Raw genomic sequence first — 15438 nt, 5'->3', positions numbered from 1 at the left:
CGATACGTATACTATAAAAGACGGATGTGACTTTGATGTGAACATAGCGTGAAAGGGAAAGGAATTTAAAAGAAGATATAAATGAATTAGTTGTTACTATAGTAGTTATCGAGTTATGAATGCTATGAAGTTAGAATATAAATAAAAGTTGAAATCTATGAAAAAAAGGATTATGCTCAACTATATTATGAGAGTATAGGGATTTATCCTGCTATTCATAGTTTCTTTCTAAGTTAGTCGGATAAAAGCTGCACTTAATTAAGGGAGTTAGTGACATGGAAGTAGCAAAAAAACAAGGGTTGTATAATCGTTTTATACGATTAAATCCACCGCAAATTTTAGCATTAGGCTTTTTTTGTTTAATTGTGGTCGGGGGTTTGTTATTAAAGCTACCGTTTGCAACGAAAGTACATATTAGTTGGGTAGATGCTTTCTTTACGGCAACGTCAGCAGCGACTGTAACAGGATTAGGTGTTGTAGATACTGCAAGTACGTTTACGATGTTTGGTGAAATTGTTATTATGTTTTTAATTCAAACAGGTGGTCTCGGTCTTATGACGATAGCCATTTTAATTGTTTGGGTATTAGGTAAAAAAATTGGTTTGCGCCATCGATTATTAATTGGAGAAGCATTTAATCAAACAAGTATTGGTGGTCTTGTGAAATTAGTGAAACGAGTTTTTATTTTTTCTATTTGTATTGAGCTGATTGGAGTCATCTTTTTATCGATTCGCTTTATTCCAGAGTTTGGATTTGGAAAAGGTTTGTACTATAGTGTTTTTCACGTTATTGCGTCATATAATAATGCTGGCTTTGCTCTTTGGTCAGATAATTTAACAAGATATGTAGGAGATCCTATTATTAATATTGGGATTTGCTCTTTAATTGTAATAGGAGGATTAGGGTTTACCGTATTAATCGATATATGGTATAGCCGTAGTTTCCGAAAACTATCGCTTCACTCAAAAATCATGATTGTTGGAACGATAGCCCTTAACATTATTGCGATGATTGTGATTTTTGTATTGGAATATAATAATGTGAAAACATTAGGGAACTTACCTTTAAATGAAAAGTTATGGGCTTCTTTCTTCCAAGGAATTACACCTCGTACAGCTGGCTTTAACACGATTGATTATGGCGGTATGGAAGAGTCATCGATACTATTTACGATGGTATTAATGTTTATTGGTGCAGGAAGTGTATCGACAGGTGGTGGAATTAAGTTAACGACATTCGTTATTTTAATTACATCAGTCATTTCCTTCTTTAAAAAGAAGGAGGATTTTGTATTATTTCATCGTACTGTCAAAATGTCGACAGTAACGAGAGCGTTAGCAATTGTCGTTGCTAGTCAAATCCTTATTTTTACAGCAGTATTTTTATTAATGCTTACAGAAAATTTCAGTTTTATTCAATTGTTATTTGAGACGATTTCAGCGTTTGGAACAGTTGGATTAACAATGGGGATTACTGCAAAGCTAACGGCAGTTGGAAAATGTATTATTATGTTTGTTATGTTTTGTGGATTAATTGGCCCGTTAACACTTGTTTTCTCTTTGGCACGACCAGCGAAACAAAAAATTAAATATCCATCAGAAGATGTATTTACAGGATAAGGTATCTCGCATAATGCGAGATACCTTTTTCATTTTAAAAAAGAGAGAACAATAAGCCAATAATCGCCGCTCGGAATAAAATTGCAATGAGTGCAGCGATACCACCAATAATCGCTGCGGTACCACCAGTTACTGTAGCTCCACGATTATAAGCGTAAATGCCTAGTAGTACAGAAACAAGACCAAATAGTGTCGGAAATGTAAAGAGTGATAATATTGCTAAGGCAAGAGCAATAAAACCAGCAGTTGATCCCGCTGCGGACGATCTTACATCCTCTTTATCGTCTTTATCATAATCAATGCGCTGTGGTGCAACTTCAGCTGCGTATTCTTCTTTATAGTCACTATAATCACTATCTATTCGATCTCTTTTTTTATACTCATCAAATTTCTCAGTCAAAGTAATGACTCCTTTCATAACAAGCTTCGATAATAGTATGTATCTCTTTACCGTTTTTATCCGGGGGTGGACAGGGAGTGATATCCAATTAGAAGATGAAAATTGTTTTTTCGAAATAGGAAAACTTAGTATGACTTCCTCTATTTTGGAAAGTATAAAAAAGAATAATGAGGAAAGGGTGCTGTACATAATGGAACATCCAATTGAAAATTTAATGAAAACAGCAATGACAAATTTAAAAGAGATGGTAGATGTAAATACGATTGTTGGAAGTCCGGTTTCAACAGCCGACGGAAATGTAGTATTAACAGTATCCCAAGTTGCTTTCGGATTTGGAGCTGGGGGAAGTGACTTTAAGGGGGATTTTTCTCATGAGAAAAATAGTGGTGGACATGGGCAACAAAAAGAGATAAAACAAGGGCATCCTTTTGGAGGTGGAAGTGGTGCTGGTGTTTCCATTAGTCCGGTGGCTTTTTTAGTTGTAGGTTCTAATGGGGTGCAAGTATTACATTTAAATAGTAGCACGCATTTAATCGAAAAAGCTTTAAATGCTGTACCAAGCACTGTAGATAAATTTGTGAACGGTCGCTAAAGGTGAACTTGCATTTTTTAGGAATTGTGATATATTAGAAAAAGTGTGCTTAAGGACGATTGAAATAATTGAAATGTAAATATATATGATGTGCGAAATAAGGGAGAGGAATTTATGATTAATATCAAAAATTTGGTAGTCGGCTTATTTATGCTAGTAAGCGGATTTGTTGTATATGTAATAAAAGAAAAAGCTCCATTTTAAAACAGACAAACCGTTAATGTCTGTTTTTTATTTACGAAAATAGTTGACAGTTTATCTTATTGGTGTTATAATTTTAATTCGTGTCTCGGTTACAGCTAGTGTAAAGTGAATATCTCTTATGAATATAATATGAAAAGTTTGCGAAAGATCGGGTAATCTTATCAACAACTTTTGTGAACAAACCCTATAAATTGTATTTGTAAGCTTTATATGTATACTAGTGAATCAAGGAGCGGTCAGTGGAACCGTAATGATGAGAGAGAGGTAGGGCTTTCATCCAGTATATGTTACTTTCCCGTTAGGTGAATATAAAAAAGAGGGCTCCTTATGAAAAGGAGCCCTCTTTCTTTTGTGTATTGTGATTTGTAAAAATTTAAATGCGACTTTCAACCTGTTGACAAATTTCATCTGTTGTTAAACCGTGAGCTGTAATTACCGATCCTTTTATTGATGTATCTGCAATACCCATCATATTAGAATCTTGCCCAGTTACAACACAACAATCGCACCCTTGTGCATCATGTTCTGAGTTAAGTGTAACGACTTCATGTCCATGTTGCTGAAGAGCTTGTTGAACATCTGTTAACGAGTTTTCAACGCCAATTCTAGCCATAATTCTCACCTCCTACCATCTAGTTACTAGTATGCTCAAGTTTTTAGCATATATTATAAAAAGATGGTAGAAGAGTATATGTGTTTAGTCGTTATATACGCCAGTAAGCATTTGACTAACGAATTGATCATTTAATGTATCTTGTGCTGAAGCGTTATTAGAATGAATATCAATTGAAGCAGTAAAGTTATTATATTCTCTGTTACTAGGCTCTACCTCTACGTAATTGTTGAATTTACAAAGCCCTTTCGTATCCATTAGATCAAATAGTTGCAGCATTTCTACTACCTCTTGTCTTGTTCCTTTAATTTGTACACACGCCATTTTTATTTCCTCCTTCATTTTGACAAATTGTTTTTTAAAAATAGGATTATGATTGCGAAATGAAAAATATGAATGTTATTTTTAGACAGTGTTATTTTTGTTATTTTCCCCCTTTTTCACCAAAAGTCGTTGTTTATTCCCGAATATATAAAATCGGACGTCCGTTTATTGAATACAATAGATTCGCACCATTTACCGAAAATCCTTCTCTTAAACAAATATTTTTTTTAGTGGAAATTAGCGAAAAAAATATTTTGACTTTTTGTAAACGTTAACAACGTTGTTAAATCAATATAATTAAAGATGTATGTACGATTAAAAATTATAAATTTTCTAAAAATTCACTTGATTTATTTGAAAAGGAGAGTAAACTAGGAAACAATAAAAAATTCATAGAACATAGGGGGCGCTTTCAAGTGAACGAGCAGTGGATTTTCTTAAATGGAGAATTTGTTCCAAAAGACGAAGCAAAAGTTTCAGTATATGATCATGGCTATTTATATGGCGATGGGGTGTTCGAAGGAATTAGAGTATATAGCGGTAATGTTTTCCGTTTGAGAGAGCATCTTGTCCGGTTATATGAATCAGCGAAATCCATCATGTTAGAAATTCCATATACGTTAGAAGAAGCGACGAAGATCGTTGTTGAAACGATTCAACAAAACAAACTATCTAATGGATATATTCGACTCGTTGTATCAAGAGGACCAGGGAATCTTGGATTAGATCCCGATTCTTGTACGAAACCAAATGTAGTAGTAATTGCAGAACAATTATCTTTATTCCCACAAGAATATTATGAAAAGGGAATTCCGATTGTAACAGTTGCAACGCGTCGCAATCGCCCAGATGTTTTATCACCTCAAGTAAAATCTTTAAATTACTTAAATAATATTTTAGTTCGCATTGAAGCGAAACTAGCTGGAGTACAAGAAGCACTTATGTTAAATGATCAAGGATACGTAGCTGAAGGCTCTGGCGATAACGTATTTATTGTAAAAGGAAACAAATTAATTACACCACCAAGTTCTGCTGGAGCGTTAGAAGGTATTACGCGAAACGCAATTTTAGAAATCGGTGAAAAACTTGGGTATGACGTAAGAGAAGAATTATTTACAAGGCACGATGTATATGTAGCTGATGAAGTATTTTTAACAGGAACAGCTGCTGAAGTAATTGCTGTTACGACAGTAGATGGAAGAACGATTGGTTTAGGAAGAACAGGGCCACATACGAATCGTTTATTAGAAGAATTCCGTAAATTAGTTGTAGAAGATGGAGAGAAAATTTACGAAGAAAATAAAGTTGGATAATAGCTCTTTACGACATAATAAAGCGTTGAAAGGGAGGAGTAGTTGACTGTGAAGCCTCACAGAGAGTCGGTGGTTGCTGGAAACCGATGGTTCACGTCGACGAACATCACCCTTGAGTGCTAGGCTGAAGCGTTTGTTTAGGCTTAGACGGTAGCTCCGTTATTAGCTAGACTCATCCCGAGTCACTGAGGCAAGAGTATTCTTGCAAAGAAGGGTGGTACCGCGAAATCTTTCGTCCCTTCAGCACATAGCTGGAGTGTGGACGTAGGATTTTTTTATTTTATAAATGTTTTAAAAAAGGGGGCTTATAAGAAAAATGTCTTCAAAAACGGAAGAGAAACTGGCAACTGGTGCACAGCTATTGTTAGAAGCGCTAGAAAAGGAAGGAGTAGAAGTAATTTTCGGTTATCCGGGTGGTGCTGTTTTACCTCTATATGATGCACTTTATGATTGTGAGATTCCGCATATTTTAACGAGGCATGAACAAGGTGCGATTCACGCTGCTGAAGGATATGCAAGAATTACAGGAAATCCAGGAGTTGTAATTGCAACAAGTGGACCGGGCGCTACAAATGTTATTACGGGTCTAGCTGACGCGATGATTGATTCATTGCCACTTGTTGTATTTACAGGGCAAGTAGCAACAACGTTAATCGGAAGTGATGCTTTCCAAGAAGCGGATATTATGGGGCTTACGATGCCGGTGACAAAACATAATTATCAAGTGCGAAAAGCATCGGATTTACCTCGAATTATTAAAGAAGCATTTCACATCGCTAGAACAGGAAGACCGGGGCCAGTCGTAATTGACCTTCCGAAAGATATGGTAGTAGAGCAAGGCGAGCGATGTAGCGACGTACAAATGGATTTACCAGGATACCAGCCTAATTACGAACCGAATCTACTACAAATAAACAAATTATTACAAGCGATTGAGACTTCAAAAAGGCCGTTAATTTTAGCTGGAGCAGGTGTATTGCATGCGAAAGCATCGAAAGAATTAACAAATTTTGCTCGCAAATATCATATTCCAGTTGTTCATACATTACTTGGTCTTGGTGGGTTTCCGCCAGATGATGAACTATTTCTAGGGATGGGAGGAATGCACGGTACATACACCGCAAACATGGCGTTATATGAATGTGACTTACTTATTAATATAGGTGCAAGATTTGATGATCGTCTTACTGGGAATTTAGCTTATTTTGCTAAAGAAGCGATTGTCGCGCATATAGATATTGATCCAGCGGAAATCGGGAAAAATGTTCCGACTGAAATTCCAATCGTTGCGAATGCGAAGCGAGCATTAGAAGCTCTACTCAAATTTAAGGAAGGGGAAGTAAACCACAATGATTGGCTCACGCTATTAAATAGTAGAAAAGAAAAATACCCTTTTTCTTACAAAGAACATGCGGAACGTATTAAGCCTCAATATGCAATTGATATGCTATATGAAATTACGGAAGGGAAAGCGATTGTAACAACAGATGTTGGGCAACATCAAATGTGGGCAGCCCAATATTATCCGCTGAAAGATCCAGATAAATGGGTAACCTCGGGAGGATTAGGAACGATGGGCTTCGGGTTTCCGGCAGCAATTGGTGCACAAATCGCAAAGCCTGAAGAATTAGTTATTGCAATCGTCGGTGATGCTGGATTTCAAATGACGCTACAAGAACTTAGTGTATTAAAAGAGCATTCTTTACCAGTTAAAGTTTTTATTTTAAATAATGAAGCTTTAGGGATGGTAAGACAATGGCAAGATGAATTTTATAATGGGCGATATTCGCACTCTTTACTTTCGTGTCAACCAGATTTCGTTGCGCTTGCCAATGCTTATGGCATAAAAGGTGTTCGTATTGAAGACCCACTTCTTGCAAAGCAACAATTAGAGGAAGCAATTGAATTAAGAGAGCCTGTTGTAATTGATTGCCGCGTACTTCAATCCGAAAAGGTAATGCCGATGGTTGCCCCAGGAAAAGGCGTTCATCAAATGGAGGGAGTGGAAAAAAGGTGAAGAGAATTGTTACAGCGACAGTTCGAAATCAAAGCGGTGTGTTAAATCGAATTACAGGTGTTATGACACGAAGACATTTTAATATTGAAAGTATTTCGGTAGGCCATACGGAATCATCGGATATTTCGAGAATGACGATTGTTGTACACGTTGAAAATGAACAGCAAGTTGAGCAGTTAATTAAACAACTTCATAAGCAAATCGATGTACTGAAAGTATCAGATATTACAGAAGAAGCGATGATTGCTAGAGAACTTGCACTTATTAAAGTAGCAACTTCTGTCGCAAGAGCAGAATTATATAGTTTAATTGAACCATTTCGAGCCACTGTAATAGATGTTGGGAAGGATTCCATAGTGGTGCAAGTAACAGGTACTCAGGAGAAAGTAGAAGCGCTAATTGAATTACTTCGTCCATACGGTTTGAAAGAAATTGCAAGAACAGGTGTAACGGCTTTTACGCGCAGTATGAAAAAGCAAGATAAACAAGTTATGTTAATTCAATAATCATTTAAATATAGGGGGAAAAGAAAATGGCGAAAGTTTATTATGAAAAAGATGTAACGGTAAATGTATTAAAGGAAAAGAAAGTAGCAATCATCGGATACGGATCACAAGGTCATGCGCACGCGCAAAACTTACGTGATAATGGATTTGATGTAGTAGTTGGACTGAGAAAAGGAAAGTCATGGGATAAGGCGAAAGAAGATGGATTTTCTGTATATACAGTAGCGGAAGCAGCAGAAAAAGCGGATGTAGTAATGGTTCTACTACCTGATGAATTACAGCCAGAAGTATATGAAGCCGAAATTGCATCAAATTTACAGGCTGGAAATTCCCTCGTATTCGCACATGGCTTTAATGTTCACTTTGATCAAGTAAAACCGCCAGCTAATGTAGATGTATTTCTAGTAGCACCGAAAGGTCCGGGACATCTAGTACGTCGTACGTTCGTTGAAGGGGGAGCTGTTCCTGCATTATTTGCAGTATATCAAGATGCAACAGGAGTTGCGACTGAAAAGGCACTTTCATATGCAGATGGAATTGGGGCGACGAGAGCAGGTGTATTAGAAACAACGTTTAAAGAAGAAACAGAAACAGATCTATTTGGAGAGCAAGCTGTACTTTGCGGCGGAGTGACTGCGCTTGTAAAAGCAGGGTTTGAAACGCTAGTTGATGCAGGATATCAACCTGAACTTGCATATTTTGAATGTTTACATGAACTAAAACTAATTGTTGACCTTATGTATGAAGGCGGACTTGAAAATATGAGGTATTCAGTTTCAGATACAGCGCAGTGGGGTGACTTCGTATCGGGACCACGTGTCGTGACAGAGCATACGAAGAAAGCGATGGGGGAAGTATTAGCAGAAATTCAAGATGGTACATTTGCAAGAGGGTGGATTGCCGAGCATAAAGCAGGAAGACCTCATTTCCAGGCGACAAATGAGAAAGAAAACGAACATCAAATCGAAGTAGTTGGGCGTAAATTACGTGAGATGATGCCATTTGTACAGCCGCGAGTAAAGGTAGGGATTAAATAATATGAAGCAAATTTTGTTCATGGATACGACGCTTCGTGATGGCGAACAATCACCTGGAGTTAATTTGAATGAACAAGAGAAATTGCAAATTGCACGGCAACTAGAGAAGCTTGGAATTAATGTAATGGAAGCTGGATTTGCAGCGGCTTCTGAAGGGGATTTTCAATCGGTAAAGCGTATCGCAAATACAATTCAAAATGCTACGGTTATGAGTTTAGCTAGAGCGAAGGAAAGCGATATTCGAAGAGCATATGAAGCAGTGAAAGGTGCTGTATCTCCTCGTTTACACGTGTTTTTAGCTACAAGTGACATTCATATGAAATATAAGCTTTGTATGTCAAAAGCAGATGTATTAGATAGTATTCATCGCTCGGTTATGCTCGGGAAATCATTATTTCCGACAGTACAATTTTCAGCAGAAGATGCGACAAGAACATCGAGGCACTTTCTAGCTGAAGCAGTAGAAGTTGCGATTAGAGCAGGAGCGAATGTAATCAATATTCCTGATACAGTTGGATATACGAATCCAGAAGAATATTATTCTCTCTTTAAATATTTACAAGAATCCGTTCCTTCTTATGAGAAAGCAATTTTCTCTTGTCATTGTCACGATGATCTTGGGATGGCAGTAGCGAATTCATTAGCTGCGGTTGAAGGCGGAGCGTTACAAGTAGAAGGAACCATTAATGGAATTGGAGAAAGAGCGGGGAATGCAGCTCTAGAAGAAGTCGCGGTTGCTCTCCATATTAGAAAAGATTTCTATGAAGCAGATTCCTCTATGACGTTAAAAGAGATTAAAGCGACAAGTACATTAGTAAGTCGTTTAACAGGTATGGTTGTACCAAAAAATAAAGCGATTGTTGGAGCAAATGCATTCGCCCATGAGTCAGGTATTCATCAAGATGGTGTTTTAAAAGAAGTGACGACATATGAAATTATTGAACCGGCGCTTATAGGTGAATCTCAAAATCTATTTGTACTTGGAAAACATTCTGGACGTCACGCATTTACGGAAAAAATGAAAGAACTAGGCTATGAATTTACAAACGAAGAACGAGATGCGGTGTTTGAAGCATTTAAAAAATTAGCTGATCGAAAAAAGGAAATTACAGAAGAAGATTTACGTGCGCTTATGCTTGGTGAAGCAGCATTTTCGGCGCAACAATATAGCATTACGCAATTGCAAGTACATTTCGTATCAAATAGTACACAGTGCGCAACAGTTGTATTGAAAGATGAGGAAGGAAATATATACGAAGATGCAGCAACTGGTTCTGGAAGTATTGAAGCGATCTATAATGCAATTCAAAGAATTTTAGGGTTAGAATGTGACTTAGCGGATTATCGCATACAATCTATTACGCAAGGTCAAGATGCGCTTGCACATGTTCATGTTGAATTAAAAGAAGGAACTCATCAAGTATCAGGTTTTGGTGTTGCGCAAGACGTATTAGAAGCATCGGCAAGAGCGTATGTCCATGCGGCTGGAAAATTAAAATCTTTTATAACTGTTGTGAAATAAGTGTTTGATAGGTGAGGAATTCTTTCCCCACCTATCAAAATAAAGTTCTGAAAATTCTGTTAAAGGGGTGCTCAAATTGGAAAAACGTATCGTTTGTTTAGCTGGTGATGGTGTTGGTCCAGAAATTATGGAAAGCGCGAAAGAAGTATTGTATATGGTAGAGAGGTTATACGGTCATCGTTTTTATTTACAGGATGAGCATTTTGGCGGAGCTGCCATTGATTTAACTGGGCAACCATTACCACAACGAACACTTGCCGCTTGTTTAGCGAGTGATGCAGTTTTACTTGGGGCAGTTGGTGGACCGCGATGGGATAGTGCGAAAGAAAGGCCGGAAAAAGGACTATTAGCTTTAAGGAAAGGACTTGGTGTATTTGCAAATGTTCGCCCTGTAACGGTAGAAAGCTCAACTTCGCATTTATCACCATTAAAAAACGCTGATGAAATTGACTTCGTTGTCGTTCGTGAATTAACAGGTGGCATTTATTTTTCTTATCCGAAAGAGCGCACGGAAGAAGTAGCAACAGATACACTTACGTATCATCGCCATGAAATTGAACGTATCGTTTCTTATGCTTTTCAATTAGCGAGTAAGAGAGAGAAAAAAGTAACGTCTATTGATAAGGCGAATGTTTTAGAATCTAGTAAATTATGGAGGACTGTTACGGAAGAAGTAGCTCTTCGTTATCCTCATGTTGAATTAGAGCACATTTTAGTAGATGCAGCTGCTATGGAGTTAATTCGGAACCCGAGGAGATTTGACGTTATCGTAACAGAAAACTTGTTTGGTGATATTTTAAGTGATGAAGCGTCTGTATTAGCAGGATCGCTAGGAATGCTTCCATCAGCGAGTCATGCGGAAAACGGACCGTCTTTATATGAACCTATTCACGGATCAGCACCAGATATTGCTGGAAAAAATAAAGCAAATCCAATTGCAATGATGCGTTCGGTTGCAATGATGCTTGGACAGTCGTTTGGATTAACAAGAGAAGGAAATGCGATTGAAGAGGCCATTTCTGCAGTTCTTCAAACTGGAAAATGTACAGCGGATATTGGCGGAGCTGAGACAACAACTTCATTTACGAAGGCGGTTATTCAAGAAATGGAAGAGCAGGCGCTAGTAGGGAGAGGACGATAATGGGAAAAAGATTACTAGATAAGCTTTGGGAAAGACATGTAGTTACAACAAATGAAAATGGATTGGATTTATTATATATCGATCTTCATCTCGTTCACGAAGTAACTTCACCGCAAGCCTTTGAAGGCTTGCGTCTTGCAAATCGAACTGTTCGGAGACCGGAATTAACGTTTGCAACGATGGATCATAATATTCCAACGAAAGATGTTTGGAATATTACCGATCGCATTGCGAAGCAGCAATTGGATACACTTCGTGACAATTGTAAACAATTTCAGGTGCGATTAGCTGATATTGGTGATGAAGAGCAAGGAATCGTTCATGTTATCGGACCGGAGCTTGGACTCACACAGCCAGGGAAAACGATTGTTTGTGGTGATAGCCATACAGCAACCCACGGTGCTTTCGGTGCTTTAGCGTTTGGTATTGGTACGAGTGAAGTAGAGCATGTATTAGCAACGCAAACGTTGTGGCAACGAAAACCGAAAGCGATGGGGATTGAATTAAAAGGAAAGTTACCGAAAGGCGTTTATGCAAAAGATATTATTTTGCATCTTCTCTCAAAGTACGGTGTAGCGGTTGGAACAGGGTATGTAATGGAATTCTATGGAGAGACGATCCATGATATGGATATGGAAGAGCGAATGACACTTTGCAATATGGCAATTGAAGGGGGAGCGAAAGCAGGCATTATCGCACCGGATGAAAAAACATTTTCTTATGTGAAAGGGCGTAAGTATGCACCGAAAGACTATGAATCTTTCAAGGAAAAATGGTCGGAGCTTTATACAGATTCAGATGCGATTTATGATTTACATATTTCAATAGATGTTACGGATTTAGCGCCGTACGTCACTTGGGGAACAAATCCAAGTATGGGTGTTCGTATTGATGAAAAATTACCAGAAAAGCAGGATGGAAATGATGAAAGAGCATTTTCTTATATGGGATTGAGCCCTGGACAAAGTACTTTTGAAATTCCTGTTAAGCATGTCTTTATTGGTTCTTGTACAAATTCACGTTTATCTGATTTAGAAATTGCCGCAGCTGTTGTAAAAGGGAGAAAAGTAAAAGAAGGTGTGCGAGCACTCGTTGTGCCTGGGTCTAAAAGGATAAGAGAAGCGGCGATGCAAAAAGGATTACATCACATATTTGAAGAAGCTGGATTTGAATGGAGAGAGCCTGGATGTTCAATGTGTCTTGGGATGAATCCAGATCAAGTACCTGAAGGAGAACATTGTGCTTCTACTTCAAATCGTAACTTTGAAGGAAGACAAGGAAAGGGAGCGAGAACACATTTAGTAAGCCCAGCTATGGCAGCAGCGGCTGCATTATATGGGCATTTTGTTGATATTAGAAAGGAGAGTTATGATGGAGCCATTTCGTATTCATAAAGGTACGGTCGCTGTACTTATGAATGATAATATTGATACAGATCAAATTATTCCGAAGCAATACTTAAAGAGAATTGAAAGGACGGGATTTGGAAAGTATTTATTTGATGAGTGGCGTTACGATAATGAGCGTCATGAAAATCCTAATTTCCCCCTTAATGATCTAGACAGAAAAGGAGCAAGTATATTAATTACAGGTGATAACTTTGGATGTGGTTCTTCAAGAGAACATGCTCCTTGGGCGCTTGCTGATTACGGTTTCCGCGTTATTATCGCTGGAGGATTTGCAGATATTTTTTATATGAATTGTATGAAGAATGGTATGTTACCGATTGTAATGGATAAAGAGATGCGTGAACAACTTGCCAAAACAAATGCGAGAAATCAAATAGAAGTTGATTTAGAGAATGAAGTAATTACAACGAATACGCACAGGCTTCATTTTACAATCGAGAAAATGTGGAAAGAAAAATTATTAAATGGTCTAGATGAAATCGCCATTACGATGCAATATGAACAAGAAATTGGAGAGTATGAAAGAAAAGTAGCTTCATATTAAGAAAAAACGGAATATTAAAAATGTATTTACATTCAGAATCATCTGTTATATACTATGTAAAAATCAGAGGAGAAAGGGAGTAAGTATTATGAATACAATGCAATCTATTAAAATGCTTACACAACTACATCATCATACATGAAACCCTTGAACCTAACGTGAAAACGTGTAGGTACAAGGGTTATTCCCGTTGTACCTACACTCTACTAAAGAGCCTTGTAGGTATTTTGTCTACAAGGCTCTTTTTATTTTCGGTTTGGGTGAATGGAATGGAATGGGCATATATTAAAGAGGGAAGGGTGTGTGAATTCAGATGACAAAGTGGAAGCGGGCAAATCCGAATGGAACGAGAGATTACTTATTCGAAGAATGTACGTTAATTGAAGAAGTGGAACAAAAATTAAGACGTACATTTTTAGAGAGAGGTTATGAAGAAATAAGGACACCTACAATTGAGTTTTACGATGTTTTTGCATTTCAAAACAGGCCGATAGATGAAGAAAAGATGTATAAGTTTTTTGATGAAAAAGGACGGATTATCGTTTTACGCCCAGATATGACAATTCCTTTAGCAAGAGTAATTGGAACACAGAGAGGGGATATTCCTCTTAAAGTAACGTATAGCGGGAATGTATTTCGGGCGAATGAGTCTCTTACTGGGAAATATAATGAAATAGTGCAAAGTGGTATTGAAATTATCGGAATTGATAATGTAAGGGCTGAAATTGAATGTGTGATAAGCGTAATTCAAGCACTTCAAAAATTGAAGGTGCAATCTTTCACAATTGAGATTGGGCAAGTGCAGTTATATAAATGTATTGTAAAAAAGCTCTCCATTAATGATGAAGAAGAAAAGTCACTTAGGACGTATATTGAAAGTAAAAATTATGCCGCACTCTCACGTTTTATCGGAGAAAAGAAATTAAATCGATGTGATGAAACAGTAAGATTACTTGAGAAATTACCAAGATTATTTGGGAATTTAGAAGTCATTGAGGAAGCGGAAAAACTTGCTTCAAGTAATGAAATGAAAAAGGCAATTGCAAGGGTGAAAGAAATGTATGAAACAATTGAAAAGTTAGGATATGGCTCTTACATATCAATTGATTTAGGTATGATTCAACATTTGGATTATTATACGGGTGTTATTTTCAAAGGGTATATATATGAAATTGGAGAAGAAATCATTAGTGGCGGAAGATACGATGAGTTAATTAGCAATTTTGGAGAAATGATGCCAGCGGTTGGACTCGCGGTGCAAGTAAATCAAATTGTTAAGGCACTTCAAGAGCAGCAAGAACCATATAAACGAAAGCAAATAGATATTATGATTCATTATGAGTTAAATAGTTTAGCAGAAGCAGAAAGATTACGAAATTTACTTCAAAAGGACGGGAAGAAAGTGGAGTTATCTCTATTCTCTAATTTAAACGACAGTTTTCAATTTGCAAAAAAGAATAAAATAATGACGGTCGTTGAGACGAAGAGTGAGTCATTGGTGGAATATGTATGGAGAGAGAAATGGATCATCCAGAAAGAAGGGGAGGCTTCATGCGTAACATTCAAATTGCGTTAACGAAAGGTAGATTAGAAAAGCATGTTATTCCACTGTTTGAGAAAATTGGAATTGATTGTTCAGAGCTCAAAGATAAAGGAAGGAAACTGGTGTTTAAAAGTAAAAACACAAATATTTCATTTATTTTAGTGAAAGCGGTAGATGTTGCTACTTATGTGGAACATGGCGTAGCTGATATTGGAGTCGTTGGAAAAGATATTTTAATGGAATGTGAGAAAGATATATATGAGATGGTGGATTTAGGAGTAGGTGTCTGTAAATTTTGTGTCGCTTCTATTCCTACGTATAATCCGAAGAGTTACCGAAAGAAACGAATTGCTACGAAATATCCGCACATTACTTCCACTTATTTTCATGATAAAGGGGAGGATGTAGAAATTATTAAAATAGAAGGATCCGTAGAGATTGCTCCGCTTCTGGGATTGGCAGATGCGATTGTTGATATAGTTGAAACAGGAAAAACATTACAAGAAAACGGATTAATTGTATTTGAAGAAATGTGCTCTATATCAGCTCGGATGATTGTGAATAAGGCTGCGTTGAAAACTAAAAAAGACGAAATATTCAGCGTTATAAATAAGATGGAGCAAGAAATTTTGTCAGGGAAATAGGGGGACTTGA

At 37.2% G+C, this 15438-nt stretch carries 17 protein-coding genes and 1 other annotated feature; of the genes, 14 read left to right on the top strand and 3 right to left on the bottom strand.

Going from position 1 to position 15438, the window contains the following annotated elements:
* Nucleotides 1–275 precede the first annotated feature (275 nt).
* On the top strand, nucleotides 276–1619 hold the full coding sequence (locus U860_RS0102775) for a TrkH family potassium uptake protein (protein WP_025147318.1): 1344 nt from the start codon (nucleotides 276–278) through the stop codon (nucleotides 1617–1619).
* Nucleotides 1620–1653: 34 nt separating this feature from the next.
* Here U860_RS0102775 and U860_RS0102770 read toward each other — a convergent pair whose 3' ends face one another.
* On the bottom strand, nucleotides 1654–2019 hold the full coding sequence (locus tag U860_RS0102770; protein ID WP_025147317.1) for a hypothetical protein: 366 nt from the start codon (nucleotides 2017–2019) through the stop codon (nucleotides 1654–1656).
* Nucleotides 2020–2149: 130 nt separating this feature from the next.
* Here U860_RS0102770 and ytfJ point away from each other — a divergent pair, with 130 nt between their 5' ends.
* Both ytfJ and U860_RS31100 read left to right on the top strand, forming a co-directional pair.
* Complete coding sequence (gene ytfJ, locus U860_RS0102765; RefSeq protein WP_025147316.1) at nucleotides 2150–2611, top strand: GerW family sporulation protein; 462 nt, start codon at nucleotides 2150–2152, stop codon at nucleotides 2609–2611.
* A 114-nt stretch (nucleotides 2612–2725) separates the two neighbouring features.
* On the top strand, nucleotides 2726–2815 hold the full coding sequence (locus U860_RS31100) for a hypothetical protein (protein ID WP_000608227.1): 90 nt from the start codon (nucleotides 2726–2728) through the stop codon (nucleotides 2813–2815).
* A gap of 373 nt (nucleotides 2816–3188) precedes the next feature.
* Here U860_RS31100 and U860_RS0102755 read toward each other — a convergent pair whose 3' ends face one another.
* A complete protein-coding gene (locus U860_RS0102755; RefSeq protein WP_002149532.1) occupies nucleotides 3189–3428 on the bottom strand; it encodes a YkuS family protein in 240 nt (79 codons plus the stop codon).
* 84 nt (nucleotides 3429–3512) lie between these two features.
* Nucleotides 3513–3752 (bottom strand): DUF3911 family protein, encoded by a 240-nt coding sequence (locus U860_RS0102750; protein ID WP_025147315.1) that lies wholly within the window; start codon nucleotides 3750–3752, stop codon nucleotides 3513–3515.
* 59 nt (nucleotides 3753–3811) lie between these two features.
* On the opposite strand from U860_RS0102750, the gene U860_RS36945 reads away from it, so the two are divergent.
* From U860_RS36945 to hisG, 11 genes are all read left to right on the top strand, one after another.
* Entirely contained in the window at nucleotides 3812–4027 is a 216-nt protein-coding gene (locus tag U860_RS36945; RefSeq protein ID WP_081806576.1) for a hypothetical protein, read from the top strand.
* 141 nt (nucleotides 4028–4168) lie between these two features.
* Complete coding sequence (gene ilvE, locus U860_RS0102745) at nucleotides 4169–5065, top strand: branched-chain-amino-acid transaminase (protein ID WP_025147314.1); 897 nt, start codon at nucleotides 4169–4171, stop codon at nucleotides 5063–5065.
* A 16-nt stretch (nucleotides 5066–5081) separates the two neighbouring features.
* Nucleotides 5082–5308 (top strand) — a binding site (T-box leader).
* Nucleotides 5309–5381: 73 nt separating this feature from the next.
* On the top strand, nucleotides 5382–7082 hold the full coding sequence (gene ilvB, locus U860_RS0102740; protein ID WP_025147313.1) for an acetolactate synthase large subunit: 1701 nt from the start codon (nucleotides 5382–5384) through the stop codon (nucleotides 7080–7082).
* Nucleotides 7079–7588 (top strand): acetolactate synthase small subunit, encoded by a 510-nt coding sequence (ilvN, locus tag U860_RS0102735; RefSeq protein ID WP_000822949.1) that lies wholly within the window; start codon nucleotides 7079–7081, stop codon nucleotides 7586–7588. Before ilvB ends, ilvN begins: the two co-directional genes overlap by 4 nt.
* A gap of 26 nt (nucleotides 7589–7614) precedes the next feature.
* Complete coding sequence (ilvC, locus tag U860_RS0102730) at nucleotides 7615–8625, top strand: ketol-acid reductoisomerase (protein WP_025147312.1); 1011 nt, start codon at nucleotides 7615–7617, stop codon at nucleotides 8623–8625.
* A gap of 1 nt (nucleotide 8626) precedes the next feature.
* Nucleotides 8627–10147, top strand: coding sequence for a 2-isopropylmalate synthase (gene leuA / locus U860_RS0102725; RefSeq protein WP_025147311.1), 1521 nt, complete (start codon nucleotides 8627–8629; stop codon nucleotides 10145–10147).
* A 76-nt stretch (nucleotides 10148–10223) separates the two neighbouring features.
* Complete coding sequence (gene leuB, locus U860_RS0102720) at nucleotides 10224–11288, top strand: 3-isopropylmalate dehydrogenase (protein ID WP_025147310.1); 1065 nt, start codon at nucleotides 10224–10226, stop codon at nucleotides 11286–11288.
* Entirely contained in the window at nucleotides 11288–12682 is a 1395-nt protein-coding gene (gene leuC / locus U860_RS0102715; RefSeq protein ID WP_025147309.1) for a 3-isopropylmalate dehydratase large subunit, read from the top strand. The genes leuB and leuC overlap by 1 nt, the downstream gene beginning before the upstream one ends.
* A complete protein-coding gene (leuD, locus tag U860_RS0102710; protein ID WP_025147308.1) occupies nucleotides 12660–13241 on the top strand; it encodes a 3-isopropylmalate dehydratase small subunit in 582 nt (193 codons plus the stop codon). The genes leuC and leuD overlap by 23 nt, the downstream gene beginning before the upstream one ends.
* A gap of 313 nt (nucleotides 13242–13554) precedes the next feature.
* Nucleotides 13555–14817 (top strand): ATP phosphoribosyltransferase regulatory subunit, encoded by a 1263-nt coding sequence (locus tag U860_RS0102705; RefSeq protein WP_002171057.1) that lies wholly within the window; start codon nucleotides 13555–13557, stop codon nucleotides 14815–14817.
* Nucleotides 14793–15428 (top strand): ATP phosphoribosyltransferase, encoded by a 636-nt coding sequence (gene hisG / locus U860_RS0102700; protein ID WP_025147307.1) that lies wholly within the window; start codon nucleotides 14793–14795, stop codon nucleotides 15426–15428. Before U860_RS0102705 ends, hisG begins: the two co-directional genes overlap by 25 nt.
* Nucleotides 15429–15438: the final 10 nt, after the last annotated feature.

Origin of the sequence: Bacillus sp. H1a (assembly GCF_000633475.1) — a bacterium.
Classification (GTDB): domain Bacteria; phylum Bacillota; class Bacilli; order Bacillales; family Bacillaceae_G; genus Bacillus_A; species Bacillus_A paramycoides.
Note: the sequence above shows the minus strand (reverse complement) of the source record. Positions and strands in the feature narration are given on the sequence as shown.